17 protein-coding genes are annotated in these 15,787 nt (G+C 72.1%); 7 read left to right on the top strand and 10 right to left on the bottom strand.

The window, feature by feature from the left end:
- The first annotated feature begins 21 nt into the window (after positions 1 to 21).
- A complete protein-coding gene (locus tag ACH34R_RS08840; RefSeq protein ID WP_397560789.1) occupies positions 22 to 372 on the top strand; it encodes a hypothetical protein in 351 nt (116 codons plus the stop codon).
- Between the two features lie 32 nt (positions 373 to 404).
- Here ACH34R_RS08840 and ACH34R_RS08835 read toward each other — a convergent pair whose 3' ends face one another.
- On the bottom strand, positions 405 to 980 hold the full coding sequence (locus tag ACH34R_RS08835; protein ID WP_397560788.1) for a CGNR zinc finger domain-containing protein: 576 nt from the start codon (positions 978 to 980) through the stop codon (positions 405 to 407).
- Between the two features lie 30 nt (positions 981 to 1,010).
- Between ACH34R_RS08835 and ACH34R_RS08830 the strand changes: the two genes are divergently transcribed.
- Positions 1,011 to 1,841, top strand: coding sequence for a class I SAM-dependent methyltransferase (locus tag ACH34R_RS08830; protein WP_397560787.1), 831 nt, complete (start codon positions 1,011 to 1,013; stop codon positions 1,839 to 1,841).
- Positions 1,842 to 1,860: 19 nt separating this feature from the next.
- On the opposite strand, the gene ACH34R_RS08825 is transcribed toward ACH34R_RS08830, so the two are convergent.
- Together ACH34R_RS08825 and ligD are read right to left on the bottom strand one after the other, a co-directional pair.
- A complete protein-coding gene (locus tag ACH34R_RS08825; RefSeq protein WP_397560786.1) occupies positions 1,861 to 3,042 on the bottom strand; it encodes an MFS transporter in 1,182 nt (393 codons plus the stop codon).
- A 97-nt stretch (positions 3,043 to 3,139) separates the two neighbouring features.
- Positions 3,140 to 4,135, bottom strand: coding sequence for a non-homologous end-joining DNA ligase (gene ligD / locus ACH34R_RS08820; protein ID WP_397560785.1), 996 nt, complete (start codon positions 4,133 to 4,135; stop codon positions 3,140 to 3,142).
- Positions 4,136 to 4,496: 361 nt separating this feature from the next.
- On the opposite strand from ligD, the gene msrB reads away from it, so the two are divergent.
- Both msrB and ACH34R_RS08810 read left to right on the top strand, forming a co-directional pair.
- Positions 4,497 to 4,910, top strand: a complete 414-nt coding sequence (msrB, locus tag ACH34R_RS08815; protein WP_397560784.1) for a peptide-methionine (R)-S-oxide reductase MsrB — start codon at positions 4,497 to 4,499, stop codon at positions 4,908 to 4,910.
- 348 nt (positions 4,911 to 5,258) lie between these two features.
- Entirely contained in the window at positions 5,259 to 5,420 is a 162-nt protein-coding gene (locus ACH34R_RS08810) for a hypothetical protein (RefSeq protein ID WP_397560783.1), read from the top strand.
- A gap of 12 nt (positions 5,421 to 5,432) precedes the next feature.
- On the opposite strand, the gene ACH34R_RS08805 is transcribed toward ACH34R_RS08810, so the two are convergent.
- From ACH34R_RS08805 to hemG, 3 genes are all read right to left on the bottom strand, one after another.
- Complete coding sequence (locus ACH34R_RS08805; RefSeq protein ID WP_397560782.1) at positions 5,433 to 6,146, bottom strand: hypothetical protein; 714 nt, start codon at positions 6,144 to 6,146, stop codon at positions 5,433 to 5,435.
- A gap of 91 nt (positions 6,147 to 6,237) precedes the next feature.
- Positions 6,238 to 6,942, bottom strand: a complete 705-nt coding sequence (gene hemQ, locus ACH34R_RS08800; RefSeq protein ID WP_397560781.1) for a hydrogen peroxide-dependent heme synthase — start codon at positions 6,940 to 6,942, stop codon at positions 6,238 to 6,240.
- A 49-nt stretch (positions 6,943 to 6,991) separates the two neighbouring features.
- A complete protein-coding gene (gene hemG, locus ACH34R_RS08795) occupies positions 6,992 to 8,428 on the bottom strand; it encodes a protoporphyrinogen oxidase (protein WP_397560780.1) in 1,437 nt (478 codons plus the stop codon).
- An 87-nt stretch (positions 8,429 to 8,515) separates the two neighbouring features.
- On the opposite strand from hemG, the gene ACH34R_RS08790 reads away from it, so the two are divergent.
- On the top strand, positions 8,516 to 9,481 hold the full coding sequence (locus tag ACH34R_RS08790; protein WP_397560779.1) for a DUF4349 domain-containing protein: 966 nt from the start codon (positions 8,516 to 8,518) through the stop codon (positions 9,479 to 9,481).
- Here the strand turns inward: ACH34R_RS08790 and hemE are convergent.
- Complete coding sequence (gene hemE / locus ACH34R_RS08785; RefSeq protein WP_397560778.1) at positions 9,474 to 10,505, bottom strand: uroporphyrinogen decarboxylase; 1,032 nt, start codon at positions 10,503 to 10,505, stop codon at positions 9,474 to 9,476. The two genes, ACH34R_RS08790 and hemE, sit on opposite strands and share 8 nt — an antisense overlap.
- A gap of 656 nt (positions 10,506 to 11,161) precedes the next feature.
- Between hemE and ACH34R_RS08780 the strand changes: the two genes are divergently transcribed.
- Positions 11,162 to 11,758 carry a DUF3000 domain-containing protein gene (locus tag ACH34R_RS08780; RefSeq protein ID WP_397560777.1) on the top strand — a complete coding sequence of 199 codons (597 nt, stop codon included), beginning with the start codon at positions 11,162 to 11,164 and terminating at the stop codon, positions 11,756 to 11,758.
- Entirely contained in the window at positions 11,755 to 12,996 is a 1,242-nt protein-coding gene (locus ACH34R_RS08775; RefSeq protein WP_397560776.1) for an HRDC domain-containing protein, read from the top strand. The genes ACH34R_RS08780 and ACH34R_RS08775 overlap by 4 nt, the downstream gene beginning before the upstream one ends.
- A gap of 77 nt (positions 12,997 to 13,073) precedes the next feature.
- Here the strand turns inward: ACH34R_RS08775 and ACH34R_RS08770 are convergent, their stop codons facing one another.
- The 3 genes from ACH34R_RS08770 to ACH34R_RS08760 form a co-directional block, all read right to left on the bottom strand.
- Positions 13,074 to 14,288 (bottom strand): MAB_1171c family putative transporter, encoded by a 1,215-nt coding sequence (locus ACH34R_RS08770; RefSeq protein WP_397560775.1) that lies wholly within the window; start codon positions 14,286 to 14,288, stop codon positions 13,074 to 13,076.
- A 13-nt stretch (positions 14,289 to 14,301) separates the two neighbouring features.
- Positions 14,302 to 15,021, bottom strand: a complete 720-nt coding sequence (locus tag ACH34R_RS08765; RefSeq protein WP_397560774.1) for a hypothetical protein — start codon at positions 15,019 to 15,021, stop codon at positions 14,302 to 14,304.
- Between the two features lie 92 nt (positions 15,022 to 15,113).
- The gene (locus ACH34R_RS08760) at positions 15,114 to 15,569 is read right to left on the bottom strand and encodes a helix-turn-helix domain-containing protein (protein WP_111171467.1); all 456 of its coding nucleotides are present in this window, start codon (positions 15,567 to 15,569) and stop codon (positions 15,114 to 15,116) included.
- Positions 15,570 to 15,787: the final 218 nt, after the last annotated feature.

The following is a 15,787-nucleotide window of genomic DNA, read 5'->3' as shown; positions in this document are numbered from 1 at the left end:
GGCGCGGCTATACCTCAGAACATGATGACTACTGACTCGGCAGACGAACTGAAGGCGGCCGTCGCGGCACGGCGCGACCTCGGGCCCGAGTACGAGGACGCCATCGTCGAGGGCTTTTTGGAGAAGGTGGACCAGCAGATCGAGGAGCGGGTCCGCCAGCGGGCCGCCGGCCTTCCCACGCCGACTCCGGCCGGCCAGTCCAAGCGCGGCGACGGCCAGGTGCTGGCGCTGGCCATCGTCTCGCTGGGCGTCGGGTTGATCGGCACGATCACCACCGCCGTCAACGATGCCGACATGGGGCTGTCCTTCATGCTGTGGCTCGGCGTCGTGGCGGTCAATGTCGCCTTCATGCTGAGCCGCAGGCGTTCCTGAGCCCTGCCTCCCCTTCCACCGCCGCGCCCGGCTCAGCCCGATGATCCCGAACGGGCCCGGAACGCGGCGGCCTTGACGCGGTTCTGGCAGGCGGTGGAGCAGAACCGGCGGGTGCCGTTGCGCGAGGTGTCGACGTAGACGCGGTCGCAGACCGGCGCGGTGCACACGCCCAGGCGGTCGTGCAGTTCGCCGCCGAGCACCACGGCGAGCCCGGTGGCGCAGCTCGCCGCCCAGTCCCTGGCCGGGCTGCCATCGGAGCCGTGGAAGTGCAGGTGCCACGGCTCGCCGTCGTGGCGGTCCAGATGCGGCCGGGCCCGGTACTCCTCCAGCAGCCGGTTGACCTGTACGGCCGCCGCGTCGACATCTCCCCTGCCCACCGCGGTGAACACGGCCCGCAGCTCGGTGGCGATGCCGGTCAGCTCCGCCACCTCCTCATCGGCGATCTCCGCCCGGCCGCCGCCGGGCCGCAGCGACTCGGCGACCGCGCGCCGCCGTTCCTCCCCTTCAGGCGGGGCATAGGCCCTGCCCCGCCGCGTGCCGTGCGTGAGGACGTTCACCAGGCCGACCGCGACCGCGACCACGCCGTCCGTGTGACTGTTGAAATTCACTTGACCAGTCACGCCCTTCGCCGTAGATTCATGACTGTCGAAATCATAGACGACAGTCACAAGGAGGCGTTCGTGCCGACGCTCAGCCAGCAGACCGCACACGATTGGATCGCCCGCTGGGACGTGCAGCAGGAGGGCTACCTGCCCGACCGGGAAGACCGGTTCACCGCGCTGGTGGACGCGGTGGAGGCCGCGGCCGGCCGGCCCGACCCACTGGTGATCGACCTCGGGTGCGGGCCGGGGTCGCTGGCCGTCCGGCTGCTCGCCCGGCTCCCGCGGGCCACCGTCGCCGCGGTCGACGCCGATCCGCTGCTGCTGTCCCTCGGCCGCTCCGGATACGGCCACGTGCGCGGGCTCCACTTCACCCGGCTCGACCTGCGCGTGCCCGGCTGGAGCGACGCCCTCACCCTGGACCGCCCGGCCGACGTCGCGGTCAGCACCACCGCGCTGCACTGGCTGGCCGAGGAGCACCTGCGGGCGGTCTACGCCGAGGTGGCCTCGGTCCTGCGCCCCGGCGGGCTGCTGCTCAACGGCGACCACATGGACACCGGCGACACCAGCCCCATGTTGTCCGCCCTGGAGAAGCTGGTACACGACCGCGAGACCGGCCGCCGGTTCGCCGAGGGCCGTCCCGAAGACTGGGCGGAATGGTGGCAGGCGACCGCGGCGGACCCGGCGCTCGCCGGGCTGGTGGCCGAGCGGGAGCAGATGCTGGCGGCGGCCGAACGCGACCACACCGAGTCGCCCCTGCTGTCCACCCACCTGGCCGCGCTGCGCGACGCGGGCTTCGCCGAGGTCGGCACCCTGTGGCAGCGCGGCAACAACCGCCTCCTCGCCGCCATCACCCCGACACGCCCCTGACCGGCGGGCCGTGACGCTTCTACCGGGGGGTGCGGCGGAGGCGGGCCAGGGCGAGTGCGGCGCCCAGCAGGGCGAACAGTGCGGCGAGTGCGAAGATCGCCGAGGGGCCGGCGCGCTCGCCGACCGCGCCGGCCGCCGCGGCACCGGCCGCGCCGCCGACGCCGATGGCCGTGGACAGCCAGCCGAACGCCTCCGCGCGAGCCGCCGGGACCAGTTCGTCCACGATCAGCGAGGTCGAGGTGAGCGCCGGGGTGAGCGTGAGACCCGCTACCAGCAGCAGGGCCCCGGCGGGCGGCAGTGAGGTGAGCAGGGCCAGCGGGGCCAGGGCCACCCCCATCCAGGCGAGCAGCCAGATCAGCCGGATCGCCGGCGGCGAGGTCCAGCGCCGCACACCGTACACCGCGGTGCCGATGATCCCTCCGGCCGAGACCATCGCGACCAGCACGCCCGCCACCGCGGGCTGCCCCTGCGCCGACGCGAGCGCGGGCATCCCCACCTCCAGCGTGCCGATCGCCGCGCCCAGCAGCAGGACCACGCCGAGCAGGGTCGGCACGCCGGGCGACCGCAGCACCCGGCCCCTGCCCCCGTCCGGCGCGGCTGGCCGGGACGAGCGCAGCGCCCCGGCCAGCGCCAGCGTGCCCGCTCCGGCCAGCGCGGCGACCCCGCCCAGCGCGACCGACGCCGACGCCGCCGCGACGAGCGCCCCGAACACCAGCGGCCCGGTCAAGATCGCCAGCTCCTGCACCAGGAAGACCAGGCTGTAGGCGGCGGTACGGCTCTCCGTACCGATCCGCTCGCCCCAGTGGATGCGCATGCTCACCGAAACCGGCGGCAGCCCCGCCCCGGCCACCAGCGCCAGGGCGACCAGCGACCACCCGGGCGCGCCCGCCGCGGCCAGCAGCACCAGCCCGAGCAGCGCGCCAAGGTGCACCAGCGCGGTGGCCACCAGCACGCCCCCGATGCCCCGCCGGTCGATGATCCGCCCCTGCACCGGTCGCGCGACCCCCACCCCGGCCGACATCGCGGCGGCGGCCAACCCCCCGAGCGCCAGCGAACCGGTGGACTCCTTGACCACCAGTACCGCCCCGATCGGCCCGACCTGCTGGGTGACCTGCGCCAGCAGCCCGCACACGGCCTGCGGCCCCACCCCGGGCAACCGCAGAAACGCCCGAATCGGAGAAGGGGAGGAATCATCGCTCATCCGGCGAGAGTAACGATCTCCGATTCACCCGGGCAGCCCACGACGCCGACGACGGCTCGGAGGCGGCGCGATGTGACCAGGCGCCCGCCGGCTGATGTCAGGGGCGGGCCTTGCTGGGCTGGACGCGCTTGGGCTCGCCGGGCATCTTGGGGTAGTTCGGGGGGTAGGGCAGGTCGCCGCGGTCGTCGGCGTGGAACCATTCGAGCAGGGGGGTCAGGGAGTACGCCTTGTCGTCCAGAGTGGCGTGGACATCGCCGAGATCGGCGAAGCGGGCGGGGACGGTGCGGATGTCGAAGGCGGACGGGTCGACTTCGGGGAGTTCGTCCCAGGTGACCGGCGTGGAGACGGGGGCGTGCGGCCTGGCCCGGATGGAGTAGGCGGCGACCACGGTGCGGTCCAGGGCGTTCTGGTTGAAGTCGATGAAGACGCGCTCGCCGCGTTCCTCCTTCCACCAGGCGGTGGTGGCGAGGTCGGGGGCGCGGCGTTCGACCTCGCGGGCCAGGGCGATGGCCGCGTACCGTACCTGGACGAAGTCCCATTCCGGGCGGATGCGCACGGCGATGTGGACGCCCCGGCTGCCGGAGGTCTTCGGGAAGCCGGTGATGCCGAGTTCGCCGAGCACGTCGCGGACCACGAAGGCGACCTCGCGGGCCTGGTCGAAGCCGGTGCCCGGCTGCGGGTCGATGTCGATCCGCAGTTCGTCGGGATGGGCGAGGTCGGCGGCGCGGGCCTGCCAGGGGTGGAAGTCGATGGTGCCCAGGTTGGCGCACCAGGCGAGGTCCGCCACCTCGGTGACCAGCAGCGTCTCAGCGGTACGCCCGCTGGGGAAGCGCACGGTCACGCCCTGGACCCACTCGGGCCGCTTGGCGGGCAGCCGCTTTTGGTAGATGGCGTCATTGAGCACGCCGTCCGGGTGGCGCTTGATGTACGTCGGCCGGTCGCGGAGCCCGCGCAGCGCGCCCTCGCCCACACTGACGTAGTACTCCACGAGTTCCCGCTTGGTCGCCCCGATCTCCGGGAAATACACCTTGTCGGGATTGGTGACCTTGACGGTGCGCTGCCCGACTTCAAGTTCTATGTACGGCGAGGCCATGCTCCCGACCGTACCCCCGCTGACCTGCCCGGGTTAGGGCGGGCCCGTCCCGGAGCCGCCCGATGGCGGGATCGGGCGCTCGACGGGACGGACCACGACGACCATCCGCCGCGCCGGTGATTTCGCCGGGCGCTGGCGCATCGCCCGGCCGCCGGCGGCGGTCGGCCTCCCGGTCAGGGCGCCCAGCACGGGCGAGGGCCGGCGCCATCCGGGGCAGGCCGCGGACGGTCTCCCCATTCATCGATGGAAGGTGACACACCTCCCACACTTACAAAGACGCCAAATCTCCCCCGAAAGGATGCTTCCACCCGCAACTCGGCTCGATGAAGCGTCCTGCGCGCCACGATCGTAGGCTGGAGGCATGGATAAAGTGGTCAAGAGCGACGCCGAGTGGCGAGTGCAGCTCTCGCCCGAGGAGTTCAGGGTGCTGCGTCAGGCGGGCACCGAGCGTCCCTTCACCGGAGAGTACGTCGACACCAAGACGATCGGCGTCTACTCCTGCCGCGCCTGTGGCGCGGAGTTGTTCCGCTCGGAGACCAAGTTCGACTCCCATTGCGGCTGGCCGTCCTTCTTCGAGCCGTCCGATTCGGATGCCGTCGTGCTGATCGAGGATCGCTCGCTCGGCATGGTGCGCACAGAGGTCCGCTGTGGCCGCTGCGACTCCCACCTCGGACACGTGTTCCATGGTGAGGGCTACGCGACCCCGACGGATGACCGCTACTGCATCAATTCGATCGCCTTGCGGCTGGAGCCCGCACAGCAGCCCGCCAGATAGCCATATCCGGTCAGGTTTAGGTCTTGCGCGTCCCTTGCCGCCGCCAGGAAGCTAATGGCGATCGGCGACAGAGGGGGCGCTCATGCCAGGGGGGACGCGTGCCGACGGACCGGAAGCAGGCTCCATCGGCCGCCGCGGCATGACGAAGCCCTGCCGGGCGCAAGCCGCGGCGGCCGAGCCCCGCATCCGCCGCTCCCCCGGTGAGCCGTACGCCCCCTCCGTGAACGCCGCCCAGAGTCCCGGCGTCAGGGCAGACGCGCGGGCCGCCGGAGCGGGCGCCGTCCCGACGCACCTCGTGCCGGCACGCGGCCCCGGCTGAGGCGGGAGGGTCCGATCAGCGGCTTCCGGATGGCGAGAGCGGAGATCGTGCTGGTGACGGCCCGATCCCTGGTACCGGCGCTGCGGGACCGCCTGCATCTGCGCCACAGGTGGCAGACCATCGAGACCATCGGCAGGGTGCTCACTCAGCGGTGCGTCAAGTGCGGCAGGACCAGGGTCAGGATCAGATGATCCGGACGCCCGTCAGTCCGCCGGCTTGGGGTGGGTGACCCGGCAGTTGGCGTCGTCGGAGCCGAGGATGTTGGCGAGCACCGGGTTGCCGTTCTCCCCGAACTCCGCCTGCACGAAGACGATGGGGTCGGCGATGCCCTGTTCCTCGATCAGGTAGCGCAGGCCGCGCTGGCACAGTTCGAGCGCGTCGCGGGAGTTGTCCGCCGACTGCGGCAGGTCGGTGTAGATGCGCAGGTAGCCACCGACCGAGCGGACGTCGGTGACGCGCTTGGCGGGCGAGTCCTTCTTGCTGCGCAGGAACTCCACCGCACGCGTGTCGGTGTGCTCGGACGGCCCGGACGCACGCTCGGCGGTCTTGCGTTCGCTCCGCCTGCCGTCGCTCTTCTTCTCGTCGCTCTTCTTCTCGTCGCTCTTCTTGTCGTCCGGCTTCTGCTCGGTCTTTCCCGCGTCCGAGGCGATGACCGGCGCCTCCGACGGGACCTGCGCGGAGGCGGCGTACGGCGGGCCGCCGGTGACCGCGGGCGCCGCCGTACCGGAAGGCGCGGCGACGACCGCGGGAGCCTCGCCGCCCCTGATCAGCGTGTATCCCGTCGCGACCACTCCGAGCGCGCCGAGCGCCGCCACATAGGCCACCGCCCGCCGCGCGCTCGTCCCGCCCTGCCCGCCGCGGCGATGCCGCCCGCCGCGACCTCTGGAACGCGCCACCCCGTCACCGCCCGTTGCCACGCTTTCGCCTCACTCAGCCGGAGATCTGCCTTGAGTATGACAAATCATGGACGTGTCAGCCTACGCTTCGGCAAAGCGGATATTTCGCCCGTTACGGCAGGGCGGCCACCAGTTCGGTGACGGGCTTGCGCACCCCGGTGTAGAAGGGGATCTCCACGCGGGTGTGCCTGCGGGCCTTCGCGGCGCGCAGGTGGCGCATCAGGTCGACGATCCGGTGCAGCTCGTCCGCCTCGAACGCGAGCATCCACTCGTAGTCGTTGAGCGAGAAGCAGGCGACCGTGTTGGCCCGCACGTCGGGGTAGTCGCGCGCCATCTTCCCGTGCTCGGCCAGCATCGCCCGGCGCTCGGCGTCGTCCAGCAGGTACCACTCCAGCGAGCGGACGAACGGATAGACGCTCACGTAAGCACGCGGCTCCTCCTCGGCGAGGAAGGCCGGGATGTGCGACTTGTTGAACTCCGCGGGCCGGTGCAGCGCCATCGCCGACCACTCCGGCGTGCAACGCCGCCCCAGCTCGGTACGGCGGAAGCGGGAGTAGACCTCCTGAAGGTCCTCAGAGGTGGGGGCGTGCCACCAGAACATGAAGTCGGCGTCGGCGCGGAAACCGCTGACGTCGTAACAGCCCCTGGTCACCACGTCCTTGCCGGCCGCCTGGGCGAGCAGGTCGGTGACCTCGGCGGCCATCGCCTTCCGGTCGCCCTCGCACGACTCGCGCAGCTTGAACACCGACCACATCGTGTAGCGGATCACCTGGTTGAGGTCACGCGCCTTGGGCCGCGCGCCTTCTTCCCTCGTCATATCGGCACACCCTTTGCAAGCCGCCATGGAACCACGCCGTGGTCCCGCCTCACGCGGAACCGGCCGACTGCCATTCTCTCGTGGGGTCCAGGTGGTCCAGCACCCGGGCCGCCGCGGTACGGGCCGTGGCGACGCACGCAGGAATGCCGAGGCCGTCGTAGGCCGCTCCGCAGACCGCGAGGCCCGGGGCGGCTGCGACGGCCGCGCGGATGCGCGCCACGCGGTCCAGGTGCCCCACCTCGTACTGCGGCAGCGCCCCGCCCCACCGGGTGACACGGCTGTCGCGCGGCAGCCCGCGCACGCCCATCACCTCCGACATCTCGGCCATGGCCAGGGAGACCAGCTCCCCGTCGTCGCGCTGGAGGATCCGCTCCTCGCCCAGCCGGCCGATCGAGCAGCGCAGCACGATCGTGTTCGGGTCGGCCGCGGCCAGGTGCGGCCACTTCACCGAGCTGAACGTGGCCGCCTTGACCGGGCGGCCCTCGACCGGCGGCACCAGGTAGCCGCTGCCCGACGGCGGGGCGGGGAAGGCGGCCCGGGGGTAGGCGAGGGTGACGATGGCCATGCTCGCGTACTCGATCGCGGCCAGCTCGGCGGCGGCAGCCGGGACCTCGTCCGCGAGCAGCCGGCCGGCCGGGGCGGCGGGCACGGCCAGCACCACCGCGTCGGCCTCCACGATCTCCGGCTCGGGCACCGGACCGGCGATCAGCCGCCAGCCGCCGGTCGTACGGCGCAGCTCGCGCACCGTGACGCCCGTCCTGACGGTGGCGCCCGAGGCGGCGGCCACGGCCTGGGGCAGACCGCCCATGCCGCCGCGCAGCGTGGTGAAGACCGGCCCCGCGTCCGCGGGCGCCTCGGCGACGATCTGCCGCGCGGCGCCGGACAGCGAGCGCGCCGACCGCGCCACCGCCGCGATCCGCGGCATGGTCGCCTCCAGTGACAACGCCTCCGCGCGCCCGGCGTAGACGCCTCCGAGCATCGGCTCGACCAGCCGTTCGACCACCTCGGCGCCCATCCGGGCGCGGACGTAGGCGGCGACCGACACGTCGCCGGCGACCGGCGTGGCCGGCAGCACCTGGTCCAGCAGCGCGCGGGCCAGCCCGGACGGCGTCAGGACACCCGACCTGCCGAGCCCGGCCAGGTCGGAGGGCACGCCCATGACCTGACCTGGAGGCATCGGCCGCAGCGTGCCCCTGCTCAGGATCGACGCCCGCGTCGTGCCGGGGTAGACCAGCTCGTCACCGAGGCCGGCCATCCGGGCGAGGTCCTTGCCCTCGGGCCGCCTGGCCAGCATGGCCTCCGCGCCCGCGTCGACCGCGACGCCGGCCACCTCGCTCACGTGCAGCTTCCCGCCGATCCGCGGCGAGCCCTCCAGCACGGTCACCCGGACCGCGTCACCCGCCTGCCGCCGCAGGAACCAGGCCGCGGCCAGGCCCGCGATCCCGCCTCCGACGACCACCACATGCCGTCCGCCGTCGCCCTTCATGTCACCAGACGGTACCGGCACCCGAACGTGACTTCATCGTGACGCCCTCGGTTAAACCGCGCGATGGCCGCAGCCGTGAATGAGACCATGAGCAGAATTCAGCACGGCCTGCGGCTGGGCGTGCCCTTAGCGGCCCTCCTGCTGCTCGGCACCGCGTGCGGCGGCGGTGGCGGCGGGAGCGCGCAGACCACCTCGGAGCGCGCCGACGCCCCCGCCGCCCTCACCTCAGAGGACCGGTCCGGCAAAGGCGAATCCAGCATCACGGCCAGGAAGCCGCAGTCCGCCACCGACGAGGAGTCCGGACGCGACACCTCGGGCAAGATCGAGCTGGTCAAGGCCGAGCGGGCGGTCATCTACGTCTCGGAGATGAGCGTCAAGGTCAAGGACGTGCCCGCGGCGGCCGAGAAGGCCAAGCAGATCGTCACCGCCGCGCAGGGCCATCTGTCCAAGGAGGAGAGTGATTCCTTCGGCAAGCGCGACGCGTCGGCCCGGCTGGAGTTCAAGGTGCCGCCCCCGGCCTACCCGGGGGTGCTCGCCCGGCTCGGGAAGGAACTCGGCGATCGTGAGTCGCTGCGGCAGGGCACCGAGGACGTCACCGAGGAGGTCGCCGACGTCGAGAGCCGGCTCGCGTCCTCGAAGTCGGCCCTGGAGTCGCTGCGCGCGCTGCTCAAGCGGGCCGACACCATCGGCGAGGTCCTCCAGGTCGAACGGGAGATCAACGAGCGCGAGGCCGACCTGGAGTCATTGCAGGCCAGGCAGAAGTCGCTGGCCGAGCGGACCAGCATGGGCACCATCACGCTCCACCTGTTCGGGCCCGCCTCGCCCGCCCCGAAGCGGGCCGACGACCCCAGCGGGTTCGCCGCCGGGCTGCGGTCGGGCTGGCACGGGCTGGCGGACTTCGTGAAGGTCGTGCTGACCTTGGTGGGCGTACTGCTGCCGTGGCTGATCGTGATCGTCCCGCTGGTGGCCGGCCTGGTGCTGCTGGTACGGCGGAGCCGCAGGCGGCACGCGCCGCCCCCGGCCGCGGAGGCGGGCGAACCGGCGGTCAGTTGACCGGGAAGGCGTGCACGAACTCGGTGAGCCGGGTGAGCGCGCCGGGATCGGTCGAGGGCAGGACCCCGTGTCCGAGGTTGAACACATGGCCCTCGGCCGTCCGGCCGCGCGCAAGCGCGTCGCGGGCCCGCGACTCGATCACCTCCCATGGGGCGAGCAGCACCGCGGGGTCGAGGTTGCCCTGCAGCGCGCGTCCCGGGCCGACCCGCTCGGCGGCCCGGTCCAGCGGCACCCGCCAGTCGACCCCCACCACGTCGGCCCCCGCCTCGCCGAGCAGGCCGAGCAGTTCGCCGGTGCCGACGCCGAAGTGGATGCGCGGCACGTCGAGGTCGGCCAGCGCGGCGAAGATGCGACTGGTGTGCGGCAGCACGAACGCCCGGTAGTCGTCGGGGGCCACGGCCCCCACCCAGGAGTCGAACAGTTGCAGGGCCGAGGCCCCGGCCTCGGCCTGGATGCGCAGGTAGCCGATGGTGATGTCGGTGAGGCGGTCCAGCAGCGCGTGCCAGAGCGCGGGCTCGCCGTACATCATGGCCTTGGTGTGGTCGTGGTTCTTGGACGGCCCGCCCTCGATCAGATAGGACGCGAGCGTGAACGGCGCGCCGGCGAAGCCGATCAGCGGCACCGGGCCGAGCTCCTTGACCAGCCCGCGCACGGCCTCGCCGACGTAGGGCACGTCATCGGGCTCGATGGGGCGCAGCGCGCCGAGCGCGTCCGCCGACCTGATCGGGTCGGCCACCACCGGGCCGACGCCCGGCTTGATGTCCAGGTCGATGCCGATGGCCTTGAGCGGCACCACGATGTCGCTGAAGAAGATCGCCGCGTCGACGCCGTGGCGGCGGACCGGCTGCATCGTGATCTCCACGATCAGGTCGGGGGTGGCGCAGGCGGTGAGCATCGGCACGCCCTCGCGCAGCGCGCGGTACTCGGGCAGCGAGCGGCCCGCCTGGCGCATGTACCACACCGGGATGTGCGGGACGGGCAGGCGCCGGCAGGCACGGACGAACGGGGACTCGGCTGGATTCACCCTCACAGGGTGCCATGGGGCACCTGCGGTCCGCGCACGGACGCGGCGGCGGGATGAGGGGAAATGCGGCATGGTGTGGCCAAGCCAGCCTTTTCCGCTCGCCGTCACCCGCCGCCTTCGCCGGGCGCGTCCGGGCGGCGCGCCGCCACGCCACGAGCGCCCTGCGGCCATTGAATGCGGCTTGAACGCCGCATGAAGGGTACAGTGCGCGTTATGGGAGAGCCGTGACGAGCTATCGGCTGGTTCAAATGTTCGTCAAGTCACCGCGCGGCATCGATTCGGGTACCACTTTCGGGACACGCCGAGTGCGTTGCGCGGAATTGTCGGTCGGGCGTGCCAACGTTCGGAGCACGACCCGACGAAAGGCCCGTGAGATGACCGCGATGTGGAGTTCCCCCGAGCGCCGCACTGAGCGCTGTGCCTCGTGTGCCGAAGAGCGGGTCTTCGAGCAGCCGCCATGCCACGACGGGCATGATCCCGGCGAGTGTCCGGAGTGGGCGTGCGCGGAGTGCGGGCACGCGATGCTCATCGGCGGCCCGCTCCCGGTGAGTACGACCCACCGGCGGCGAATCCCGGTCGCGGCTTGATCGATTCCCATGGCTCCTACATCTACCCCCGTGGTCCCCATGCGCCTGACTTCGACCTACTCTTCGACTATGACCATCGGTGACGCGCCCGACGCCCCCGCCGCCTTCCGGCGCGCGGTGGAGAGTCTGCGCGGCACGGAGGTCAGACCGGAGATCGAGCTGGAGGACATCCCGGCGCCGCAGCGGCTGGCCCCCTACTCCGCCGCGATCGGCGCGTCGGTCTACCGCGACGGCGACGAGCTGGCGATCGGCCGGCTGATCCTGCTCTACGACCCCGAACAACAGCGCGGCTGGGACGGTCCGTTCCGGCTGGTGGCCTATGTCCGGGCGGACATGGAGCCGGAGATCACCTCCGACCCGCTGCTCGGGCCGGTGGCCTGGAGCTGGCTGACCGACGCCCTGGAGGCCCACCAGGCCGGTTACGCGGAGGCCGGTGGCACGGTGACCCGGGCCGTGTCGGAGGGGTTCGGCAACAAGGCGGCCGATCCCGTCACCACCGAGCTGGAACTGCGCGCCTCCTGGTCGCCCAGGGACGACGACCTTTCCGGCCATGTCGCCGCATGGTGCGATCTGATGTGCCTCGCGGCGGGTATGCCTCCGCTACCACCCGACGTGGCGTCTCTGTCGCCGCGCCGCCGCGAAGATCCGGAGTCCTTCAGGAAGTGACCGACGAGAAGACCATTCCGGAGCGGGAGGCCGTACCGCTGCTGGAACCACGCGAGGGCATCCCCGCGGTGATCGAGGCCCCCGGCGAGCTGGCCGCGGCGGTGGCGGCGTTCGCCGCGGGCCACGGGCCGGTGGCGGTGGACGCCGAGCGCGCCTCGGGCTACCGCTACAGCGGCAGGGCCTACCTGGTCCAGTTGCGCCGCGCGGGCGCGGGCACCGTGCTGATCGACCCGGTGTGCTGCCCCGACCTGGCCGCGCTCGACGCAGCGTTGGCCGACACCGAGATCGTGCTGCACGCCGCCTCCCAGGACCTCCCCTGCCTGGCCGAGCTGGGGCTGCGCCCCCGGCTGCTGTTCGACACCGAGCTGGCCGGCCGGCTGCTCGGCTACGAGCGGGTCGGGCTCGGCACCATGGTGGAGACCGTGCTGGGCCTGCGCCTGGAGAAGGGGCACTCCGCGGCCGATTGGTCCACCCGGCCGCTGCCGGAAGACTGGCTGCGCTACGCGGCGCTCGACGTCGAGGTGCTGGTGGAGCTGCGCGACGCGCTGCACGACGAGCTGGCCGGAGCGGGCAAACTGGAGTGGGCCGAGGAGGAGTTCTCCGCGGTGCTCGCCACGCCGCTGCCGGTGCCGAGGTCCGATCCGTGGCGACGCACTTCGGGCATCCACAAGGTCCGCTCACTGCGCGGCCTCGCGGTCGTGCGCGAGCTGTGGAACCTGCGTGACCGGCTGGCCAGGGAGGCCGACCTCGCTCCCGGGCGGGTGCTACCCGACTCGGCGATCGTGACCGCGGCCCTGGAGATCCCGCGCACCACCAAGGGGCTCACCGAGATCGCGCCGTTCACCGGCCGCAGCGCCCGGCGGCACCTGCGCGAGTGGCTGGCCGCGATCGGCAGGGCCCGCGGGCTGCCCGACACCCAGCTTCCGCAGCCGAGCACGCCGGGCGACGGCCCGCCGCCCGCCAACCGCTGGGCCGACCGCGACCCGGCCGCCGCCCGGCGGCTCGCCGCGGCGCGCGCGGTGGTCGCCGCGCTGGCCGATGAGCACCGCATGCCGACTGAGAACCTGTTGCAGCCTGACGCGGTGCGCCGGTTGACCTGGGAGCCGCCGGAGGTGATCGATGACGAGTCGATCGCGGACCGGCTGCGCGGGCTCGGCGCCCGTTCCTGGCAGATCGGGCTGACCGCGCGCCCGATGGCCAAAGCGTTAACCAGGCTGGAGACCAAGGGAGAAGTCTGACCGGTTTGCGTGGAAATATGATCCTTTAGGGCAATTTTTCGCCATTAAGCTGGTCGCTGGCTGGAAAAGCTATTGATTCACACCCCGACGCTGTCGCTCGCGGCGCACAGCCGGGTGAGCTTTCTGCGGTGTGCGCGGTACGCGCGGGCGACGCCGTCCAGGAATTCGGTGTCGCTTTCCAGGTCGCCGCCGCCCGGCACCGTGGGCGCGTCCCCGGCGAGGCGGGGCGACCGCCCGCGTTCCTTTTCGTGCGTCGCGGCCGCGAGCATCGCCGCCTCGGCCAGGACCTCCGCGTCCCGGCCGGTGATGCCCCTGCGCGCGGCCAGCTTCCGGGCCGCCGCCGCGACCTCAGGGTCGAAGTACGGCAGCAGCGCCAGCCGGGCGTCCCTGATCTCGATCACTCTCCGGTAGAGGCGCAGCCGCAGGTCCACCGGGGACAGCTCGGAAAGGGCCGCCGCCGGGGGGACGAGCGCGATCTCCGGTACCGCGCGGTAGAGCGCCAGCCACAGCGGGCGCAGCCGGCGGTAGGCCAGATAGCGGCCGGCGAACTCCAGCGCCTCGGGGACCTTCAGCCGCGGCCCCCAGCCGGGCATGGTCGTGCCGATCACCAACAGCAGCAGGGAGAGCGGCGGGAGCAGCGCGTCCAGGTTCAGCGGCACCGGCGGATAGGAGAACTCCAGCCGCCGCGCGGCGAAGTAGATCGCCTTGTGGACCTGGTACGCCATGGCGACCGCGGCCCCGGCGACCACCAGGTGCAGCCCGGCCCGCAGCGTCGCCGTGGCGGCCATGCGGGCGCAGCGCAGCCCCTCTCGGGTCACGCCGACGAAGGCGGGCACGATGGCCAGCGCGTAGACGAGCCAGTATTCGAGGACCCACGGGGCCGCGCCGTACCTGGCGGCGAAGCGCACGTCATCGACGGGGGTGGGGGCGGCGGCGAACAGCACCGCCATGGCCACCAGGGCGGCGGCCAGGTAGCAGGCGTAGCGCACGATGCCCGCACGGGCGTTCCTGCCGGGTTCGTCCATGAGGTGGAAGAACGCGTGGCCCGCCCAGGCCACGCCCAGCATTCCGGCGTGCCCGAGGAGTCTCGCGAGATTGGGGATGCCGGTCAGCTCGCCGATCAGGCCGTAGACGACGGGCGTGTTGACGGTGGTGGAGATGGCCAGGCCGGTCAGGACCAGCGCGACCATGCGCCGGGACGGCTCGGCCTGGCGGCGGCGGCCGTGCGGAGCGAGGAGGAGCAGGAACCACGCGACGATCGACGGCCCGTACATGCGGATCCACTCCGCCATCCCGTTCCCCCGTTCAAAAGGGCCGGGCGGGGGGGCCGCCCGACGACCAGTCCAGTGCGGTCATGAGACGACGGGCCAGCGAGCCGGGGCGAACACCCCGCCGCGGCCGGCGGGCGCGCTGCTGGATCAGCGTGGCCAGCAGCTCCGCCTCCTGCTCCTCGATCGCCGTGTAGGAGGTACGGCCGAGCATGCGGACCACCATGCCGGGGTCGAGGTCGGGCAACAGCGCCCGGGCCAGCTCCGCGGCGGGGTCCGTGACCCGGTAGTGGTCGCACAGCAGGTGGCTCAGCTCGTGCAGGATGATGTGCTCTTGGTGCGGCGGCGTGGTCGCGTCCTCGTAGAAGATCACGTCGGCCGTCTCCGTCGCCACCCACAATCCCTGCACGCCGGGGTTGCCGGTCATCGGCAGCAGGTGGATCGGGCGTCCCCGCTCCTCCGCCAGCGTGGCGCACAGGACGCGCACGTCGAACGGCGTGGGAAGGGTGAGGGCGTCCAGCCGGGCTTCGCAGCGCAGCCGGAGGCGCTTCAGCGATGCCCTTCCCGGCTTGCCGGGCAGATCGCCGTCGCCGCGGCCCGGGTCCGGAACCGGGGCCTCGCCGTCCGGTCCGTGCCGGGACGAGTGCGGCGGCCCGTCGGGCGCAGTCCGGCGTGGGCGAGAACGGCCGATCGCGGAGCGAATCCAGCGAAAACAGCGGGCAAGTGCGTGGGCAGTTATTGCGAGGTCGCGCGGCATAGCGTCCCCGTCCCGAATTGAGCGGCCCCCCGTAGGTCCGCCTGAGCAGATACTAGCGCGGGTGTCCAGCCCGCTTTCAAGGGTCTGCCCGTTTATTCGGAGCGCATACTATCGGCGTGATCGCCCGCGTCGCCCAATCCTTCCAGTTCGCGGACGCGTTCCAACATCTCGGTGATGGCGTCCAGGCTCTTGGTGGAAAGGCCGGAGGCGCGCAGCGCGATCTGCCGGATCGAAGAATCGCGAAGTGCGGTGAGCAGCGCCAGTTCGGCGTCGATGCGCTCGGCGGCCGCGTCGTCGAAGAAGTAGGCCGGCGGCACGCCGAAGAAGTCGGCCAGAGCCTCCAGGTGGCGCATCGTGGGGTTGTCGCGCAGGCCCTTGCGGAGCTGCCAGATGTAGGTGCCGGAGATGGTGGGGCCGCCGCGCGCCTTCAGCGCGTCGGAGACCTCCTCGAACGTGTATTCACCGCCGCCTTTCGGCCGCACGGTGCGAAACAGGTGGTCCAGCTTGGCGGCGAGGCTTTTCCTCGCCTGCCGCGGCGTGTCCGGCACCTCACACCCCCGGGTGGGCTGGCCTCGGCGTGCTGCACATGGAGGCAGTCTACACGCATCAACTGGGGTAGAGGAGTTCTGCTAACTCTGTTTTCCACAGTTGACGAAACGCCAATCACGAGTTTATGTTCAATCCGTAGTCGTCAACTGGAGTTGATAGACCGTTCCACGGCGGGCCCGAGCCACTCGGCTCCTTTTCCGCGGCGCTTTCACAAAGG

This window comes from Spongiactinospora sp. 9N601, assembly GCF_044326295.1.
GTDB classification, from domain to species: domain Bacteria; phylum Actinomycetota; class Actinomycetes; order Streptosporangiales; family Streptosporangiaceae; genus Spongiactinospora; species Spongiactinospora gelatinilytica.
This window is presented reverse-complemented; position numbering and strand designations above follow the sequence as displayed.